This is a genomic window from Streptomyces hebeiensis, from assembly GCF_052983195.1.
Genome location: NZ_CM129812.1, coordinates 3,271,702 through 3,287,795, shown reverse-complemented (window position 1 = coordinate 3,287,795; position 16,094 = coordinate 3,271,702). Strand labels below are relative to the sequence as shown.

The following is a 16,094-nucleotide window of genomic DNA, read 5'->3' as shown; positions in this document are numbered from 1 at the left end:
ACACGTGTGAGTGAGTGGCTGTGGACATGACGCGACCGCAGGGAGTCTGCATTCCGCACAACGAGCGGCGCGGCACTTGGGTTACGCGCTGAGGATGATCGGACCAGTGCGTCATCGGGGCGTCACCAACGGTGAGTTGAGTCCGTTGGAGAGAGGGCCGGGACGGACCGGAACCGGCCGGGACGGAGACGAGGGGCGAGGACCGAGGTGCGAGAGGGGTGTGTGCGGTGCCGTGCGGAGGGCGATGTTCGGAAGGCGGACCGGGGCGAGGACGGTGCGGGTGTGTCTGTGGCCGGTGGGTGCCTGCGCGTGAGTACGAGCCGGGGCCGGCCGGGAGGCGCCGACGGGGACCGGCCGGGAGGCGCGGACCGGCCGGGGCGTCAGCGGGCGTCCTCGGGGAGCAGCCGGGCCAGGGTGCGGACGGCCCGGTACTGCAAGGTTTTGATCGCTCCTTCGTTCTTGCCCATGACCCGGGCGGTCTCGGCGACCGAGAGGCCCTGGAGGAAACGCAGCGTGACGCACTCCTGCTGCTGCGGATTGAGTTTCCGTACGGCTTCGAGCAGCGCGGCGTTCGAGAGCGACTCCAGGACGGAGTCCTCCGGGCTGCGTTCGACCTCGTTGGCGTCGAGCATTTCGCCCGTGGTCACTTCGAGTCGGAAGCGGCTCGACTTGAAGTGGTCGGCGACCAGGTTTCGCGCGATCGTGACCAGCCAGGCACCGAAGTCACGGCCCTGATAGGTGAACGTGGAGATCCGGCGCAGGGCGCGCAGGAACGTCTCGCTGGTGAGGTCCTCCGCGGTCGCCTTCCCGCCCACGCGGTAGTAGATGTAGCGGTAGACGGTGTCGCTGTACTGGTCGTACAGCCGGCCGAAGGCTTCGGCCTCCCCGGCCTGCGCGCGCTCGACCAGCTCCATCATGCGCGCGCTGTCGCTGTCGGCGGTGGGCCGGCGGGCGGTGGCCGGGCCGGCTGGTGCGGCGGTGGAGGCGGCGGCGCTGTTCCGGCCGCCTCGTCTGCCGACCGCCGCACCGCCGTTCGCCAGGGCGTAACAAGGACCGATCGGGCCGCTCACGGCAGGGGCCGGTGCGGCGAGGGCGGGGGCGGCGTACGCGGTGGGGACGAAGCCGCGCAAGTGGTCGAGGACCGTTGCGCGCAGCGTAGCCAGGCCCGAGGCGTCAACCCCGACGTGTGGGTACACGGGACTCCCAGAGGCAGAGCTTCCATCACGTGCAGTGCGGGACCGTGCACCCGCCGTGGCGACGTGTGGGGTCCGGTATGCGTCTGAGGAGAATAACGCTTCGTACAGGGAGTGCTACACCCAGTTGCTCAAATCATCGATTACGTCGCTTCCGTGCCGCCTAGGAGGCGGATCTAGTAGCACATCGTGACCGTTTATTGATCGGATTGCGTCAACATCTGCCTGCTGAGGTGATGGGTTATGCCTGAGTGACGACCGGGATACCGGCGTGTCGTCCGGTTGTCAGAACACCGGATTCGCACACGCGCATCCGTGCGCGGAGGCGCGCGGAGGGGGCGTACGGGGCTCACCCGGAGCGTTCACGCGGTGTGGAGAAACGATCTTCGGCCGCGCGTGTCGTCGGGGCGGGGTGTCGCGCCCGCCGGCGACGGTGGCGGGCGGGCGCGGCCCGTGGCGGCTCAGCGGCGGCGGCGGTGCAGGGCCACGGCGGCGGCCGTGCCGCCCGCGATGGCGCCCACGCCGGCCGCTGCCGGGATGCCGACCTTGGCCGCCTTGCGGCCGGTGCGGTAGTCGCGCAGCCGCCAGTCGAGCCGGCGCGCGTGCTTGCGGAGCTTGGTGTCGGGGTTGATCGCGTACGGGTGGCCGACCAGCGACAGCATCGGGATGTCGTTGTGCGAGTCGCTGTACGCCGCGCAGCGGTCCAGGTCGAAGCCCTCGGCGGCGGCCAGCGCCTTGACCGCCTCGGCCTTCGCGGGGCCGTGCAGCGGCTCGCCGACGAGTTTGCCGGTGTAGACGCCGTCGACCGACTCGGCGACGGTGCCGAGGGCGCCGGTCAGCCCGAGCCTGCGGGCGATGATCGTGGCGGTCTCCACGGGCGCGGCCGTGACCAGCCAGACCTGCTGGCCCGCGTCGAGGTGGGCCTGGGCGAGGGCGCGGGTACCGGGCCAGATGCGGGCCGCCATGTACTCGTCGTAGATCTCCTCGCCGATGGACATCAACTCCGCGACGCGGTGGCCCTTGACGATGGACAGGGCGCTGTCGCGGGCGTCCTGCATGTGCTCGGGGTCCTCGACGCCGGCGAGCCGGAACCAGGCCTGCTGCCAGGCGAACCGGGCCAGCTCGCGGCGCTGGAAGAACTTCCGCTTGTACAGGCCGCGGCCGAAGTGGAAGAGCGCGGCGCCCTGCATCACGGTGTTGTCGAGGTCGAAGAACGCGGCGGCGCGGACGTCCCCGACGACGGGGAAGTCCGGTGCCCCGGCGGCCTCGTCCGCGGCGGTGCCGGCGGGCCCGGCGGCCCCGGTGGTCGGTACGTTGAACGATTCCTGCGTGGACTTGAGTCCAGCCTCGGCTGCGGCCTCGCCCGCGAGCACGCTCCGGGCTGTGGCGGAGCGCCTACGAGGGGTGAGCCATCCCAGTGCGGCCATAGCGTGAGCATAGCCAGTCTGTTCGGTGCTTCCTGACGGGTGGGGATGCCGAGGGGTGAACTCTCCGCGACCGGTGCGTTAATCCGTTGATCGGCAGCGGGCTGTGGACAACCGGCGGCCGGGGGTCGTGGGCGGGCGGAGAATGGCGGTCATGAGTCCACTGCTGCGGCGTACGACGAAGAAGAAACCGGGTGAGCGCGTGGTGACGCTCGTCTCCAGGCCGGGGTGCCATCTGTGTGACGACGCCCGGGCGGTCGTCGAGGAGGTGTGCGCGCGGACCGGGGCGTCGTGGGAGGAGAAGGACATCACCCTCGACGAGGAACTGCACCGGAGGTACTGGGAGCAGATTCCGGTTGTCCTGGTGGACGGCGAGCAGCACACCTTCTGGCGGGTGGACGCCGACCGGTTGCGCAAGGAGTTGGAGGGCTGACGTCCGGCGGAGGGGCGGTGGCCGCGGCGGACGGACGGGAGCGGCGCGGCGGGTTGACGTGGGTGTCGGCATGCGCGTGACATGCGCCACGGGGGACCGAATACCTCGGACGGTTTCCGGGGAGCGGTCCCCGGAAAGACTCCGGGGTGGCCTCGGGGGCGGGTTCATGAGGAGTGTGCGTGGTTTTGCCCCCTTCGTGTGCGCAACGGGCTGATGGGTTGGCTGGTTCCGTGTTGGCGGGATCCAGTCGCGTGAGCCCGATCACTTTGCTCGGACAAAGCGGACACAATCTTTGTGCACGCGTTCACAAAGACATAGCCTGCATTCGACGGGGCGGTCCTGGGACATACGGCCGCCTGCAGCCCCGCTCATCCCGCAGGAGCACCGTGGCAACTGGCCGAACTCACCGACCGGCGACCCGTAGCCGAGGAATCCCCGAGGCCACCGTCGCCAGGCTCCCGCTGTATCTGCGGGCGCTCACCGCTCTCTCCGAGCGCTCCGTACCCACGGTCTCCTCCGAGGAACTGGCGACCGCGGCCGGGGTCAACTCCGCGAAGCTGCGGAAGGACTTCTCCTACCTCGGTTCGTACGGCACCCGCGGCGTGGGCTACGACGTCGAGTACCTCGTCTACCAGATCTCCCGCGAGCTGGGGCTGACCCAGGACTGGCCGGTCGTGATCGTCGGGATCGGTAACCTCGGCGCCGCGCTCGCCAACTACGGGGGGTTCGCCTCCCGCGGTTTCCGGGTGGCCGCGCTGATAGACGCGGACCCCGCGATGGCCGGGAAGCCGGTCGCCGGGATGCCGGTCCAGCACACCGATGCGCTGGAGAAGATCATCAGTGACAACGGCGTCTCGATCGGGGTCATCGCGACCCCCGCGGGCGCCGCGCAGCAGGTGTGCGAGCGGCTGGTGGCCGCCGGTGTGACCTCGATCCTGAACTTCGCGCCGACGGTCCTGTCCGTGCCCGAGGGCGTCGACGTGCGCAAGGTCGACCTCTCTATCGAGCTCCAGATCCTCGCCTTCCACGAGCAGCGCAAGGCCGGCGAGGACGCCGCGGCCGAGGCGGCCCTGCCCGCCGTCGCCCGGGACAACGCCGCCATCGAGGCCGCGGCCGACAACGTCGCCGCCAGCCGGAAGGGGCCCGACGGGGACGTCCCCGCGGTGATGCCGGCATGAGCCTCCTGGTCGTCGGCCTGAGCCACCGCAGCGCGCCGGTCAGCGTGCTGGAGCGCGCCGCGCTCGCCCCGGACGCTCAGGTCAAGCTGTTGCAGGACACGCTCGCCGCGGAGCCCGCGACCGAGGCCGCCGTGCTCGCCACCTGCAACCGCATCGAGCTGTACGCGGACGTCGACAAGTTCCACGCCGGGCTCGCCGAGCTGTCCACGCTGCTCGCCCAGCACAGCGGCGTCGGCCTGGACGAGCTCACGCCGTACCTCTACGTGCACTACGAGGACCGGGCCGTCCATCACCTGTTCTCGGTGGCCTGCGGTCTGGACTCGATGGTCGTCGGCGAGGGCCAGATCCTCGGCCAGATCAAGGACTCCCTGGCGGCGGGCCAGGAACTGCACACCGCCGGACGGCTGCTGAACGACCTGTTCCAGCAGGCCCTGCGGGTCGGCAAGCGCGCCCACAGCGAGACCGACATCGACCGGGCCGGGCAGTCGCTCGTCACGTTCGGCCTTGAGCGGCTCGCCGCGGGCGAACCCGTCGCGGACTGGGCCCGGAACAAGAACGCGCTGGTGATCGGCGCGGGCTCGATGTCCTCGCTGGCCGCCGCGACGCTCGCCCGGGCCGGGGTGGCGGAGATCGCCATCGCCAACCGCACGGCGGCGCGCGCCGAGCGGCTGGTGGAGATCCTGACCCAGCCGGGCTCCACGGGCGTGCGCGCCCGCACCGTGGAGATGGGCGCCCTGGCCGCGGAGCTGGCGGACGCCGACATCGTCGTGTCCTGCACCGGCGCGACGGGCCTGGTGCTGACCGCGGACATGGTCGGGGCCGCGCTCGCGGAGCGTACGGCGCGTACCGCCGCCGCGGCGGGCGCCGACGGGCCGGGGAGCGCGGAGCCGCAGGCTTTCCTCGACCTCGCCATGCCCCGGGACGTCGACGCGGCCGTGCACCGCCTCGGCGCGGCGGTCCGGCTCGTGGACATCGAGTCGCTGGCCGAGGCGTCCGCCGACGCCCCGATGGCGGCCGACGTGGACCAGGTGCGGACCATCGTCTCCGACGAGGTGGCGGCCTTCGGCGCCGCCCAGCGCGCCGCTCACATCACCCCGACCGTGGTCGCGCTGCGCGCCATGGCCGCCGACGTGGTGCGCAGCGAGGTCACGCGGCTGGAGGGCAGGCTGCCCGGCCTCGGCGAGAAGGAGCGCTCCGAGATCACCAGGACCGTGCGCCGCGTCGTCGACAAGCTCCTGCACGCGCCCACCGTGCGGGTCAAGCAACTCGCCGGCGAGCCCGGCGGCGCCGGGTACGCGGACGCGCTGCGCGAACTCTTCGACCTCGACCCGCAGACGGTCGCCGCCGTCAGCCGGGCCGACCTGAATGACACCGACGGTGTAGGCAGAGGGCGAGTATGACCGACAAGGCATGGAAGCCCGACAGGGCGCTGAGACTGGGGACGAGGCGCAGTCCGCTCGCCCTCGCCCAGTCGCGGCGCGTCGCTGAGGAGGTGCGCGCGCTGACCGGGCATCCGGTCGAGCTGGTCGAGATCACCACGTACGGCGACACCTCGCGCGAGAGCCTGGCGCGGATCGGCGGTTCCGGCGTCTTCGTGACCGCGCTGCGCGAGGCGCTGCTGCGCGGCGAGGTCGACTTCGCCGTGCACTCGCTCAAGGACCTGCCCACCACCGAGCCCGAAGGTCTGACGCTGGCGGCCGTGCCCGTCCGTGAGGACGTGCGGGACGTGCTGGTCGCGCGGGACGGGCTGACCCTGGAGCAGCTGCCCGCCGGAGCGCGCGTCGGTACGGGGGCGCCGCGCCGGATGGCCCAGCTGGGCGCGTACGCACGCAGCCGGGGCCGCGCCTTCGAAACCGTTCCGATCAGGGGGAATGTCGACACCCGGATCGGCTATGTCCGCAGGGGGGAGCTCGACGCCGTCGTGCTCGCCGCCGCCGGGCTTCACCGCATCGGCAGGACGGAAGAGGTGACCGACTTCCTGTCGGTCGACACCGTCCTGCCCGCCCCCGGCCAGGGGGCCCTGGCAGTCGAGTGTGCCGCGGTCGACGTGGACCTCGCCGCCGCGCTCGCCGGACTCGACGACCCGCACAGCCGGGTCGCCGTGACCGCCGAGCGATCCCTGCTCGCCGCCCTGGAGGCCGGCTGCAGCGCCCCTGTGGGCGCGCTGGCCGACCTGCTGGCCGACGGACAGGTTGTCAACGAAATGCGCCTGCGCGGTGTCGTCGGTACGACCGACGGCTCGACGCTGGTGCAGCTGTCCACCACCGGTCCCGTACCCATGTCGCACGGCGACGCCGTCGCGCTCGGTCGCGAGCTCGCGTCCGAGATGCTCGCCAAGGGTGCGGCCGGTCTTATGGGGGAGCGAGCACTTTGAGCCCCACCACCTCTGACCGTCCGACCTGCTCCGCATCGGGGCATGTCACCTTCCTCGGTGCCGGCCCCGGAGATCCGGGCCTGCTGACTCTGCGCGCCGTCGAGGCGCTCGCGGGAGCGGATGTACTGATCGCCGAACCTGATGTGCTCGACGTCGTGCGCCGCCATGCCAGGGCGGGCGTGAGTACCCCCGCGCTGCCGGTTGTTGACGAAGCGTCAACAACCGCCGGAATCCCCGCGATCCGGGATGCGGCCAATATTGTCATGGAGGCCGCGCGGGGCGGCAGGCGGGTGGTGCGTGCGGTCTCGGGCGACCCGGGGCTGGACGCCGACGCGGGCACCGAGATGCTCGCCTGCGCCGCCGCCGGCATCCCCTTCGAGGTCGTGCCCGGGGTGGCCGCCGCCGTCGGCGTGCCCGCGTACGCCGGGGTGCCGCTGCGGGACGCGCAGGGGACGGACGTGCGCTTCATCGAAGCCCGTACGGCCGACGAGCGCTGCTGGTCCGAGGTCGGCGCGAGCGACGGCACGGTCGTCGTCTCCACTGTTCTGGAGTCGGTCGCGGCGGCGGCGGGCGAGCTGGTCGCGGCCGGCCGCAAGCCGGACACGCCGATGACCGTCACCGTGGCCGGTACGACCACGCGCCAGCGCACGTGGAACGCGACGCTGGGCACGATCGCCCAGGTCCTCAAGCAGGCCAAGGTGCTGCCCTCGGCGGAGGGACGGCGGCCGGTGATAGCCGTGGTCGGTGAGCGCAGCGCGGCGGCGCAGCGGGACCAGCTCGCGTGGTTCGAGTCCAAGCCGCTGTTCGGCTGGAAGGTCCTCGTCCCCCGTACGAAGGAGCAGGCCGCCTCGCTCTCCGACCAGCTCAGGTCGTACGGCGCGGTCCCGCAGGAGGTGCCGACCATCGCGGTCGAGCCGCCGCGGACGCCGCAGCAGATGGAGCGCGCGGTCAAGGGCCTGGTCACCGGCCGCTACGAGTGGATCGCGTTCACCTCGGTCAACGCGGTGAAGGCGGTGCGGGAGAAGTTCGAGGAGTACGGGCTCGACGCCCGCGCCTTCGCCGGGATCAAGGTCGCCGCGGTGGGCGAGCAGACGGCCGCCGCGCTGGTCGACTTCGGCGTGAAACCCGATCTCGTACCGTCCGGCGAGCAGTCGGCGGCCGGGCTGCTGGAGGACTGGCCGCCGTACGACCCGGTCTTCGACCCGATCGACCGGGTGTTCCTGCCGAGGGCCGACATCGCCACGGAGACGCTGGTGGCGGGGTTGATCGAGCTGGGCTGGGAGGTCGACGACGTCACGGCGTACCGCACCGTGCGCGCCTCGCCGCCGCCGGCGGAGACCCGTGAGGCGATCAAGGGCGGTGGCTTCGACGCGGTGCTCTTCACCTCGTCCTCGACCGTGCGCAACCTGGTCGGCATCGCGGGCAAGCCGCACAACGTGACGGTGATCGCCTGTATCGGCCCGGCGACGGCGAAGACCGCGGAGGAGCACGGGCTGCGGGTGGACGTTCTCTCGCCGGAGCCGTCGGTGCACAAGCTGGCGGAGGCGCTGGCCGCGTTCGGCACGCAGCGCCGGGAGGCGGCGAAGGAGGCCGGCGAGCCGGTGACCCGGCCGAGCGAGCGGCGCCCGGGCGGACGGCGGAGGCGTACGACGTCGACGACGTGACGGGCCGGTGGCGTGGCGTGCCCACGTGAGGTGACGGCGGTGCGGCGCCGCGCGGGTGAGTCCCGCGCGGCGCCGCACCACTGTTTCGCCCTGCCTTTGTTTCGTCCTGCCGTCTTTCCGTCCTGCCTTGTGCGGTGGACGCGGGAGTTCACGGGTGCTGGGGCTCCGGGCCGGGCGCGTTACGGGTTCAGTACGACCTTTCCGGCGACGGTGCCGGACTCGGCCAGGCGCAGGGCCTCGGCGACGCGGGCGAGCGGCAGTTGGGCGGCGATCCGGGGGGTGACGTCGCCGCGCTCGAAGGCCGCGAAGACCTGGGCGAGGTCGGCGCGCAGCCGGGACCTGAACCGGTTCTTGTTCAGGGACCGGCCGGCCCAGAGGTTGAAGAAGTAGGCGCGGCGGCGGTTGGGCAGTGCGTTCCACAGCCGGACCCGGCCGAGCAGCTTGAGGACGGGCCACTGCTTGGACCCCTCGTCGTCCCGGGTGGCGGCGGTGCCGTAGGAGACGAGCGTGCCGCCCGGGGCGAGGAGGCGCCAGGAGTCGACGATGCCCGCGCCGCCGACGTGGTCGAAGACGGCGTCGACGCCTGAGGGGACGAGTTCGCGGACCCGGGCGGGGACGTCCTCGGTGCGGTGGTCGACGGGGTGGACGCCCAGTTCCCGCAGGGTGCCGTGGTGGCGCGCGGACGCCGTACCGATGACGTTCGCGCCCGCGGCGTGGGCCAGCTGGACCAGCACCGAGCCGACGCCGCCGTTGGCGCCCAGCACCAGGACGGTCTGTCCCTGGCGGACGCGGGCCGTGCGGTGGAGCATCTGCCAGGCGGTGATGCCGTTGACCACCAGGGTCTCCGCCTCCGCCGGGCCGATCCCGTCGGGCACCGGCACCACGTCGGCCGCGTCGAGGAGTACGTGGCTGGCCCAGCCGCCGGTCTTGGTCAGCGCGGCCACCCGGCAGCCGGCCAGGCCCGCGTCGACGCCCTCGCCGGTGGCCGCCACCGTGCCGACCAGGTCGTAGCCGGGCACGAACGGGAACGGCGGCTGGTCGTAGTAGCGGCCCCGGCGCATCTGCTGCTCGGCGAACGAGACCCCGGTCGCCTCCATCCGGACCAGGACCTGCCCCGGGCCGGGGGCGGGCACGGCTCCGTGCCGGACCTGGAGCCCTTCCGGCTCGACCTTGCCCGGCAGGACGACCTCGACGAGTCCTTCGGCGTTCATGACGACCTCCACCGCGCCGCTCGGCGCGTTATCACTGCTTGCTGTCGTTAGAAGTTCTAACCCAATGCTCGAGGGAGTGTCAATAACGTTCGTGATAGCTTCTAACCAGACGAAGGGCTCACCCTCTTGCGCGGCTGTGGAAAGGCGGCAGGCCATGGCGGAACCGGGCACGACGGCGGCGGGTACGGCAGCGGGCGCGAAGAGCCCGCGGGAGCGCTACCGCGCGCAGGTGCGCGCGGAGATCAAGGAACGGGCGTGGGAGCAGATCGCCACGGCGGGCGCCTCGGCGCTCTCGCTCAACGCGATCGCCAAGCGCATGGGCATGAGCGGACCCGCGCTGTACCGGTACTTCGCGGGCCGGGACGAGCTGATGACCGAGCTCATCAAGGACGCGTACCGCAGCCTCGCCGACACCTTCCGCACCGTCCGCGCGTCCGGTGGCGGCGGCGATGTGGCCGCTCTGGCGCACGCGCTGCGCGACTGGGCGCTGGCCGACCCCCAGCGGTACTTCCTCATCTACGGCACCCCCGTGCCCGGCTACCACGCGCCCGACGACACCACCGCGATCTCCGTCGAGATCGTGACGGTCCTCCTCGACGCCTGGTCCGAACTGCCCTCGGACCGGCCCGGCTCGACCTCGGACCGGCCCGCGGCACCGTTCGAGGAACACCTCGCGGACCACCGGCAGTGGGCCGCCGGCCACCCAGCCCCGCCGGCGGCCCTCCGCCGGACCATGGCCTTCTGGACCCGGCTGCACGGCGTGCTGTCCCTGGAGCTCGCGGGCCAGTTCACCGGTATGGACTTCGACCCCGCGCTGCTCTTCGAGGCCGAGCTGGAGGATCTGCTGCGGGGCTGACGGGGGCGGCCGGTCCGGTCGGTCGGGCCCGACGGCGTACGACAGGCGGGTCCGCGCGGACGTTTCCGGTCGAGGTGTCGGTAAAGGGACGGTGGGAGCGGGTCTATCGTCGGAGGGGGTCCGACGGCCGGCCGGGCCCCGTACGGCTGAGAAGCCCGTGAAACGCGACACCGAGAAGGCGATCGACCCATGACTGTGTACGGATCCTTCCCCGGCGCCCGCCCGCGCCGACTGCGAGTCAACCCGGTGGTGCGGCGCATGGTCGCCGAGACCCGGCTGCACCCGGCCGACCTGATCCTGCCCGCCTTCGTACGGGAAGGGGCCGGCGAGCCCGTTCCCATCGCCGCGATGCCCGGCGTCGTCCAGCACACGCTGGACACGCTGCGCAAGGCCGCCGCGGACGCGGCCGCCGCGGGCGTCTCCGGGATCATGCTCTTCGGCGTCCCGGAGGAGTCCAAGAAGGACGCGATCGGCACGGCGGGCACCGACCCCGACGGGATCCTCCAGGCCGGGATCCGCGCGGTGCGGGCGGAGGTCGGCGACGACCTGGTCATCATGTCCGACCTGTGCCTCGACGAGTACACCGACCACGGCCACTGCGGGGTCCTCGACGCCGAGGGCCGCGTCGACAACGACGCGACGCTGGAGCGGTACGCCGAGATGGCCCAGGTCCAGGCCGACGCGGGCGTCCACACGGTGGGGCCCAGCGGCATGATGGACGGCCAGATCGGTGTCGTCCGGGAGGCCCTGGACACGATCGGCAAGGAGGACGTCTCGATCCTCGCGTACACGGCGAAGTACTCGTCGGCGTTCTACGGGCCGTTCCGGGAGGCCGTCGGCTCCTCGCTCAAGGGCGACCGCAAGACCTACCAGCAGGACCCGGCCAACGTCCGCGAGTCCCTGCGCGAGCTGGCGCTCGACCTGGAGGAGGGCGCGGACATGGTCATGGTCAAGCCGGCCCTGCCCTACCTCGACGTCCTGGCGCGGATCGCGGACGAGGCGGACGTGCCGGTCGCGGCGTACCAGATCTCCGGGGAGTACGCGATGGTCGAGGCGGCGGCCGAGAAGGGCTGGATCGACCGGGACGCGGCGATCCTGGAGACGCTGACGGGGATCAAGCGCGCGGGCGCGAACCTGATCCTGACGTACTGGGCGACGGAGGTCGCGGGGCGGCTGTAGGCCGCGCGGCCCGGTCCGGTCAGGGCGCGAAGACGGTGCCGGCCAGGGTCACGTGGACGGCGGTGCCGGCCAGGATGCTGAGGAGCGCGTTGCGGCGCCACAGGTGCAGGCCGACGGTGACGGCCAGTGCCGACAGCGGGGCGAGGAGGCGCGGGGGATCGGCCAGGGGCAGATCCCGCAGGCAGTAGACGAGAAGCATCACCATCACGCCGGCCGGGGAGGAGGAGGCGGGCCACCAGCGCGCTGAGCAGGGCGATGACCGGGGTCGGGAGATCGCGGTCGGCCCGTACGGCATCCAGGGCCAGGACCGTGAACAGCGCGGTCAGCGCGAAGTCCAGGCCGGTGACCCGGTCGGGTATCACCGCGCCCAGCAGGGCCCCGATCGTGGCGCCGGCGACCCAGTACAGATGGACGAACCCCTGGAGCCACAAAATGCGCCTGCCCGACGCCGTCCGCGCCGCCCCGCTCGTGGTCAGCGCGTACGCCTCGTCGGTCATCGCGAAGGTGCTGTACGCCCTGGCCGCGCGGCCCCGGACGCGGTGCAGGGCGATCAAGTCGGACGGCTGATCGGGCTGTTCGGGCTGTTCGTGCGGGGCACCCGCCGTCTCATCCCCATAGGGCTCCGGCGGCGGCGACCCCCGCGTACGCCGCGCCGAGCCCCGCCACCACGCTCCCGACGGCGTTCGCCACGGCGTAGAACGCCGCGCCGTCCTCGGCCAGCCGCAGCGTCTCGTAACTGAAGGTCGAGTACGTCGTCAGCGCCCCGCACAGCCCCGTACCCACGAGCAGCCGCACGGACGAGGACGCCGCCCCCGCCGTGACCGCGCCCGTCAGCAGCCCGAGGATCAGGCAGCCCGTCACATTGACCACGAACGTGCCCCACGGGAAGACGCTGTCGTGCCTGGCCTGGACGGCGCGGTCGGTCAGATAGCGCAGTGGACCGCCGACGGCCGCGCCGGCCAGCACCAGGAGCCAGTTCATTCCGCCGTCTCCCCGGTCTCTCCCGTTTCCCCGGTATCCGCCCCGGTGCCGAGGGCACCGGGGCGGCCGGCAGTCCGGTCACGGCCCACATAGCGGATCACCTCGCAGTCGTCGATGATCACCAGCCCCTCCTCGACCAGCTCGTCCAACTGCGGCAGGAAGGCCCGGATCTTCGCCCCGGCGTCCACGATCACCACCGCCACCGGCAGGTCCTCGCTCAGCGACAGCAGCCGGTGCGTATGGATCAGCGACGACGCCCCGTACCCCTCGATCCCCCGGAACACGCTGGCCCCGCCCAGCCCCGCCGCCCGGGCCCGGTGCACGATCTCCGCGTACACGGGCTTGTGGTGCCACAGATCGGACTCCCCGACGAAGATCGTCACACGCAGTGCCGTACCCGCCAGCCTCGTCATGCTCGCCTCCACGCCACGAGGCGGCGCGTCAGCCACACCGCCGCCCACACCGCCGCGAGCGCCGCGAGCAGTGTCGCTCCCAGGTATGTCATGCCCGTACGCGCCCGGCCCGCGTCGAGCAGCCGCTGGATGTCCACCGCATAGGTGGAGAACGTCGTGAACCCGCCGAGCACACCCGTCCCGACGAACGGCCGCAGCAGCCTGTGCGCGGACCATACGTCGCTGATCAGCACCATGAACACGCCGATCGCCGCGCAGCCGGTCACGTTCACGGCGAACGTCGTCCAGGGGAAGCCGTCCACCGGCATCGGCCAGACCAGCGAGGCCGCGTACCGTGCCGTCGCGCCCAGCATCGCGCCCAACGCGACGACGGACACAACAGACCACGGCACCCGGGCCCGCTCCCGCCGCCGCGCGGGGACGGAGAGATCGACATCGGGACCGGTGGGCTCCCGGCCGTCCTGGCCGTCATGGCCGACCGGGTCGTCCTGGGCACGCACTACTCGGTTCCGGGGGGCTCGCACGGGGGCGGTCACTCCTACTCGCCGGGCGCCCGCGCGGTGGACGCGGGCGCGCTTCGTCGCAAGTAGGGACCGTTGGCGGCCCGTCGGCCGCGGTTCGGGTACGGCGGGCCCCACCGCCGCGCGACGACCGTGGACCAGGCCGCCGCTCAGTCGCGTCTTCTGCTCGTACGTCTGCTTCGTGCTTCCGCTCTGTCGCTACGCCCAGGGTACGCGGGAAGACCCGGGGCGTCCCACCGCGGGCCGGGCACGTGCCGTCCCCCGTGGATCCGCGTCCGCCGCCCGGCCGGCCCCCGCCCGGATCATGAACGGAAACGCGAAAGTGCCCTCTCGACTGGGACGACAGGGCTTGTCCAAGGCCGCTGTCGCCCCAGCGGGAGGGCACTTTCCACGTTCGACGCGCTACCGCCGGCCACGCACGGGGTCGTCAGCCGCGGATGGCGATCGTGGCGTCGAGTTCCACCAGGGCACCTTGCGGCAGCACATGGGCCGGCAAGGCGGTACGCGCGTGACGGCCCGCGTCACCCAGGACGTCGAGCAACAGCTGTGAAGCCCCGTCGATCACCGACGGCTGGTCCACGAAGGTCGCCGAACTCGAGGCCCAGGCATTGAGCTTCAGTATCCGCTGCACATGGTCGAGGCCGACCGCGTCATCGACGCGCGCCAGGAGGTTGAGCGCCGCGGTTCGCGCGGCGGTCACTCCGTCGGCCACGGTGGCATCGTCTCCCAGGCGGCCCCGCAGGATCTCGCCCGAGGCGGTCCGTGAGATCTGGCCGGACACGTACAGCAGATCGCCCCATCGAGCGGTCGCCTCATACGCGTAGCGGGGCGCACCGAGCACCGGAAGCTCGATGGACAGCGCCTTGAGGCGCTCCTGCACGTCAGTCATGTCACATCCCGGTTCGACAAGCCGGACGAGTGGCACGCGCGCGCGTTCTGTGCGGCGCGCCGGACCCGCTCCCGGCGAACGGTTCGGCTCTCGGGCGGTCCAGCCGTCATCGCATGCTCACGATGTAGGTACGGTCGCGTCCGATGTACCAGAGGTCCTCGGTGCCGATCGCCGCGTTCTCATACCGCCAGGGGATCTCGGCGGCGCCGTACGAACCGACCTCGAGGACGTGCTTGTAGCCGGGCCGGAGCTCGTTGGCGAACGACTCCTGCTTGCCCATGAGGTGGCCGACGTTGCGCTTGCGGTACTCCGTGTTGAAGTCGACGTCCGTCCCGAGCATCCCGATCCGGACCATCCGGTCCAGGTGCGGAGCCAGGTAGCGCATGGTTCCCTCATGCACGTCCTCGCACACCACGCCGGGCCTGAGCTGCCCGATGATGCCCTCACGCACCACCTCGAAGAAGAAGCGGTACGCCTCCTTCGCCGCCGCGGTGCGGGGCAGCGAGCGGGCCATGTCGGAGGTGGCGACGGTGACGCCGTCGAACACGACGCGCACCCCGGCGTCGAGCTGGATGCACGTCGTCTCGTCGTTGATCGGGTAGTCGACCGGCGGGCCGGGGAAGAGCATCCGGTTCGACGAGTGGAGGTTGGTGAAGTACGGCTCGACGCCGAAGGGGATCTCGTTCACCGTGCGGAACTCGACGATCTTCTCGAGGTACACCGCGTTGATGTCGAGCTCGGTGAACGAGCGGCCGGCGTCAAGGCTTTCCTCCGCCCAGGCCAGCGCCTCCTCGATGGCGAACACGCTCGCCCGGGCGGCGACGACCTGGAAGGCGAGGTCCTCGTGATCGCGGATGTCCCGCCAGTGGCCGAGGTCTGCCGAGACCGGAACCAGTTCCGCTCCCTCGCGCTCGAGCTCGCGGGCCAGGCCGACGCTGATCCACTCGTCCTCGACCCCGGTCCGCGCGCCGTCGGCCAGCGCCCGGACGGCGGCGCCGATGGACGGGAACCGGCCGAGGGCCGTTCCGGAGACCCCGGAGGTTCCCTCGGGCGCCAGCACGATCAACCGGTCCGAACCGGCCAGCCACAGACCGACCGCGCCATCCGCCTGGGCGAACCCGGTCGCCTCGGTGAAGTTGGGGGGCGCCGCGATCAGCAGCGCGTCGAGAGCGCGGTCCCCGACGAGCGTCTTCAGCGCCGAGAACCGGCTGTCCTTGTCGAAGGTGAACTCCTCCGCCAGGCCGGAGAGGTGTTCGACGTTCTCGATGAGTCGTCGCGCGGTGTGTACGCCCGTCTCGCGCCACGCCGCGAACCTCGTCAGGACCTCCTCGGGGTCGAGTTCGTAAGCGGTGACCGGGGTGGGGTCCTGGTCGGCGACGACGAGCTCGACGGAGCCGGACAAGGTGCGGTAGTGGCTGTAGACGACGTCGGCGGCGAGGCTCACCGCGGCGCCGTCGGCGAGTTCCCGCACCAGGGCCGTCAGGGACGCCGAGGCGGGAGTGTCGGCGACGATCCGGGGGTCGATCGTGACCCAGGGAGCGTAGAACCTGATCTGGTCCTTGGGGACCCCGGCGGACAGGGCGTTGCCCTGCTCCTGTTGGCGTACGAGCAGGTACTGGTCCGTGTCGGTCTGTGCGATCAGTGGTGCGACGAGCGGGTAGGAGTCGAGGCGGATCGCGGAGAACAGAAGGCTCTTGCGCGCGTTGAGTCCGTAGGTTTCTTCGACCTGCGAGGCGTTCGCGGTGAGGCTCAGCATGGGTGCTCCTCTGCTGTCGATT

The 16,094-nt window shown here is 71.8% G+C and carries 16 protein-coding genes and 1 pseudogene; 7 read left to right on the top strand and 10 right to left on the bottom strand.

The features are described from left to right. Nucleotides 1–380 precede the first annotated feature (380 nt). Both ACU6P3_RS14370 and ACU6P3_RS14365 read right to left on the bottom strand, forming a co-directional pair. The gene (locus ACU6P3_RS14370) at nt 381–1,196 is read right to left on the bottom strand and encodes an ECF subfamily RNA polymerase sigma factor, BldN family (RefSeq protein ID WP_447197449.1); all 816 of its coding nucleotides are present in this window, start codon (nt 1,194–1,196) and stop codon (nt 381–383) included. A gap of 458 nt (nt 1,197–1,654) precedes the next feature. Next, a complete protein-coding gene (locus ACU6P3_RS14365) occupies nt 1,655–2,620 on the bottom strand; it encodes an HAD family hydrolase (protein ID WP_447197448.1) in 966 nt (321 codons plus the stop codon). Nucleotides 2,621–2,771: 151 nt separating this feature from the next. Between ACU6P3_RS14365 and ACU6P3_RS14360 the strand changes: the two genes are divergently transcribed. From ACU6P3_RS14360 to ACU6P3_RS14340, 5 genes are all read left to right on the top strand, one after another. Next, nucleotides 2,772–3,050: a glutaredoxin family protein gene (locus ACU6P3_RS14360; RefSeq protein ID WP_344269293.1), complete on the top strand. Its 279-nt coding sequence runs from the start codon at nt 2,772–2,774 to the stop codon at nt 3,048–3,050. Nucleotides 3,051–3,436: 386 nt separating this feature from the next. Beyond that, nucleotides 3,437–4,228 (top strand): redox-sensing transcriptional repressor Rex, encoded by a 792-nt coding sequence (locus ACU6P3_RS14355; RefSeq protein ID WP_447197447.1) that lies wholly within the window; start codon nt 3,437–3,439, stop codon nt 4,226–4,228. Continuing rightward, nucleotides 4,225–5,628: a glutamyl-tRNA reductase gene (locus tag ACU6P3_RS14350; RefSeq protein ID WP_447197446.1), complete on the top strand. Its 1,404-nt coding sequence runs from the start codon at nt 4,225–4,227 to the stop codon at nt 5,626–5,628. Before ACU6P3_RS14355 ends, ACU6P3_RS14350 begins: the two co-directional genes overlap by 4 nt. Further along, a complete protein-coding gene (hemC, locus tag ACU6P3_RS14345) occupies nt 5,625–6,602 on the top strand; it encodes a hydroxymethylbilane synthase (RefSeq protein WP_344269302.1) in 978 nt (325 codons plus the stop codon). Before ACU6P3_RS14350 ends, hemC begins: the two co-directional genes overlap by 4 nt. Beyond that, a complete protein-coding gene (locus ACU6P3_RS14340; protein ID WP_447197445.1) occupies nt 6,599–8,266 on the top strand; it encodes a bifunctional uroporphyrinogen-III C-methyltransferase/uroporphyrinogen-III synthase in 1,668 nt (555 codons plus the stop codon). The genes hemC and ACU6P3_RS14340 overlap by 4 nt, the downstream gene beginning before the upstream one ends. Before the next feature lie 179 nt (nt 8,267–8,445). On the opposite strand, the gene ACU6P3_RS14335 is transcribed toward ACU6P3_RS14340, so the two are convergent. Further along, entirely contained in the window at nt 8,446–9,477 is a 1,032-nt protein-coding gene (locus ACU6P3_RS14335; protein WP_447197444.1) for a medium chain dehydrogenase/reductase family protein, read from the bottom strand. A 154-nt stretch (nt 9,478–9,631) separates the two neighbouring features. Between ACU6P3_RS14335 and ACU6P3_RS14330 the strand changes: the two genes are divergently transcribed. After that, on the top strand, nt 9,632–10,333 hold the full coding sequence (locus ACU6P3_RS14330) for a TetR/AcrR family transcriptional regulator (RefSeq protein ID WP_447197443.1): 702 nt from the start codon (nt 9,632–9,634) through the stop codon (nt 10,331–10,333). A gap of 189 nt (nt 10,334–10,522) precedes the next feature. Continuing rightward, nucleotides 10,523–11,512, top strand: a complete 990-nt coding sequence (gene hemB, locus ACU6P3_RS14325) for a porphobilinogen synthase (protein WP_447197442.1) — start codon at nt 10,523–10,525, stop codon at nt 11,510–11,512. A gap of 19 nt (nt 11,513–11,531) precedes the next feature. Here the strand turns inward: hemB and ACU6P3_RS14320 are convergent, their stop codons facing one another. From ACU6P3_RS14320 to ACU6P3_RS14290, 7 genes and pseudogenes are all read right to left on the bottom strand, one after another. Next, complete coding sequence (locus tag ACU6P3_RS14320) at nt 11,532–11,807, bottom strand: branched-chain amino acid transport AzlD family protein (protein ID WP_447197441.1); 276 nt, start codon at nt 11,805–11,807, stop codon at nt 11,532–11,534. Between the two features lie 121 nt (nt 11,808–11,928). Then, nucleotides 11,929–12,009: pseudogene (locus tag ACU6P3_RS14315) on the bottom strand (AzlC family ABC transporter permease); the annotation flags it as partial. A 109-nt stretch (nt 12,010–12,118) separates the two neighbouring features. Beyond that, the gene (gene crcB, locus ACU6P3_RS14310; protein WP_447197440.1) at nt 12,119–12,493 is read right to left on the bottom strand and encodes a fluoride efflux transporter CrcB; all 375 of its coding nucleotides are present in this window, start codon (nt 12,491–12,493) and stop codon (nt 12,119–12,121) included. Beyond that, nucleotides 12,490–12,906 (bottom strand): putative PII-like signaling protein, encoded by a 417-nt coding sequence (locus ACU6P3_RS14305; RefSeq protein ID WP_447197439.1) that lies wholly within the window; start codon nt 12,904–12,906, stop codon nt 12,490–12,492. Before ACU6P3_RS14305 ends, crcB (ACU6P3_RS14310) begins: the two co-directional genes overlap by 4 nt. After that, on the bottom strand, nt 12,903–13,406 hold the full coding sequence (crcB, locus tag ACU6P3_RS14300; RefSeq protein ID WP_447197438.1) for a fluoride efflux transporter CrcB: 504 nt from the start codon (nt 13,404–13,406) through the stop codon (nt 12,903–12,905). Before crcB (ACU6P3_RS14300) ends, ACU6P3_RS14305 begins: the two co-directional genes overlap by 4 nt. Before the next feature lie 448 nt (nt 13,407–13,854). Beyond that, on the bottom strand, nt 13,855–14,316 hold the full coding sequence (locus tag ACU6P3_RS14295) for a RidA family protein (RefSeq protein ID WP_447197437.1): 462 nt from the start codon (nt 14,314–14,316) through the stop codon (nt 13,855–13,857). Nucleotides 14,317–14,422: 106 nt separating this feature from the next. Beyond that, entirely contained in the window at nt 14,423–16,072 is a 1,650-nt protein-coding gene (locus ACU6P3_RS14290; protein ID WP_447197436.1) for a M24 family metallopeptidase, read from the bottom strand. Between the last annotated feature and the right edge of the window lie 22 nt (nt 16,073–16,094).

What these genes read in the sequence shown, in the direction of transcription:
- ACU6P3_RS14290 (WP_447197436.1), bottom strand. Translation starts at nt 16,072, where the DNA reads ATGCTGAGCCTCACCGCGAACGCCTCGCAGGTCGAAGAAACCTACGGA.
- crcB (WP_447197440.1), bottom strand. Translation starts at nt 12,493, where the DNA reads ATGAACTGGCTCCTGGTGCTGGCCGGCGCGGCCGTCGGCGGTCCACTG.
- ACU6P3_RS14295 (WP_447197437.1), bottom strand. Translation starts at nt 14,316, where the DNA reads ATGACTGACGTGCAGGAGCGCCTCAAGGCGCTGTCCATCGAGCTTCCG.
- ACU6P3_RS14365 (WP_447197448.1), bottom strand. Translation starts at nt 2,620, where the DNA reads ATGGCCGCACTGGGATGGCTCACCCCTCGTAGGCGCTCCGCCACAGCC.
- ACU6P3_RS14305 (WP_447197439.1), bottom strand. Translation starts at nt 12,906, where the DNA reads ATGACGAGGCTGGCGGGTACGGCACTGCGTGTGACGATCTTCGTCGGG.
- ACU6P3_RS14350 (WP_447197446.1), top strand. Translation starts at nt 4,225, where the DNA reads ATGAGCCTCCTGGTCGTCGGCCTGAGCCACCGCAGCGCGCCGGTCAGC.
- hemC (WP_344269302.1), top strand. Translation starts at nt 5,625, where the DNA reads ATGACCGACAAGGCATGGAAGCCCGACAGGGCGCTGAGACTGGGGACG.
- hemB (WP_447197442.1), top strand. Translation starts at nt 10,523, where the DNA reads ATGACTGTGTACGGATCCTTCCCCGGCGCCCGCCCGCGCCGACTGCGA.
- ACU6P3_RS14360 (WP_344269293.1), top strand. Translation starts at nt 2,772, where the DNA reads ATGAGTCCACTGCTGCGGCGTACGACGAAGAAGAAACCGGGTGAGCGC.
- ACU6P3_RS14320 (WP_447197441.1), bottom strand. Translation starts at nt 11,807, where the DNA reads ATGCCGTACGGGCCGACCGCGATCTCCCGACCCCGGTCATCGCCCTGC.
- ACU6P3_RS14330 (WP_447197443.1), top strand. Translation starts at nt 9,632, where the DNA reads ATGGCGGAACCGGGCACGACGGCGGCGGGTACGGCAGCGGGCGCGAAG.
- ACU6P3_RS14335 (WP_447197444.1), bottom strand. Translation starts at nt 9,477, where the DNA reads ATGAACGCCGAAGGACTCGTCGAGGTCGTCCTGCCGGGCAAGGTCGAG.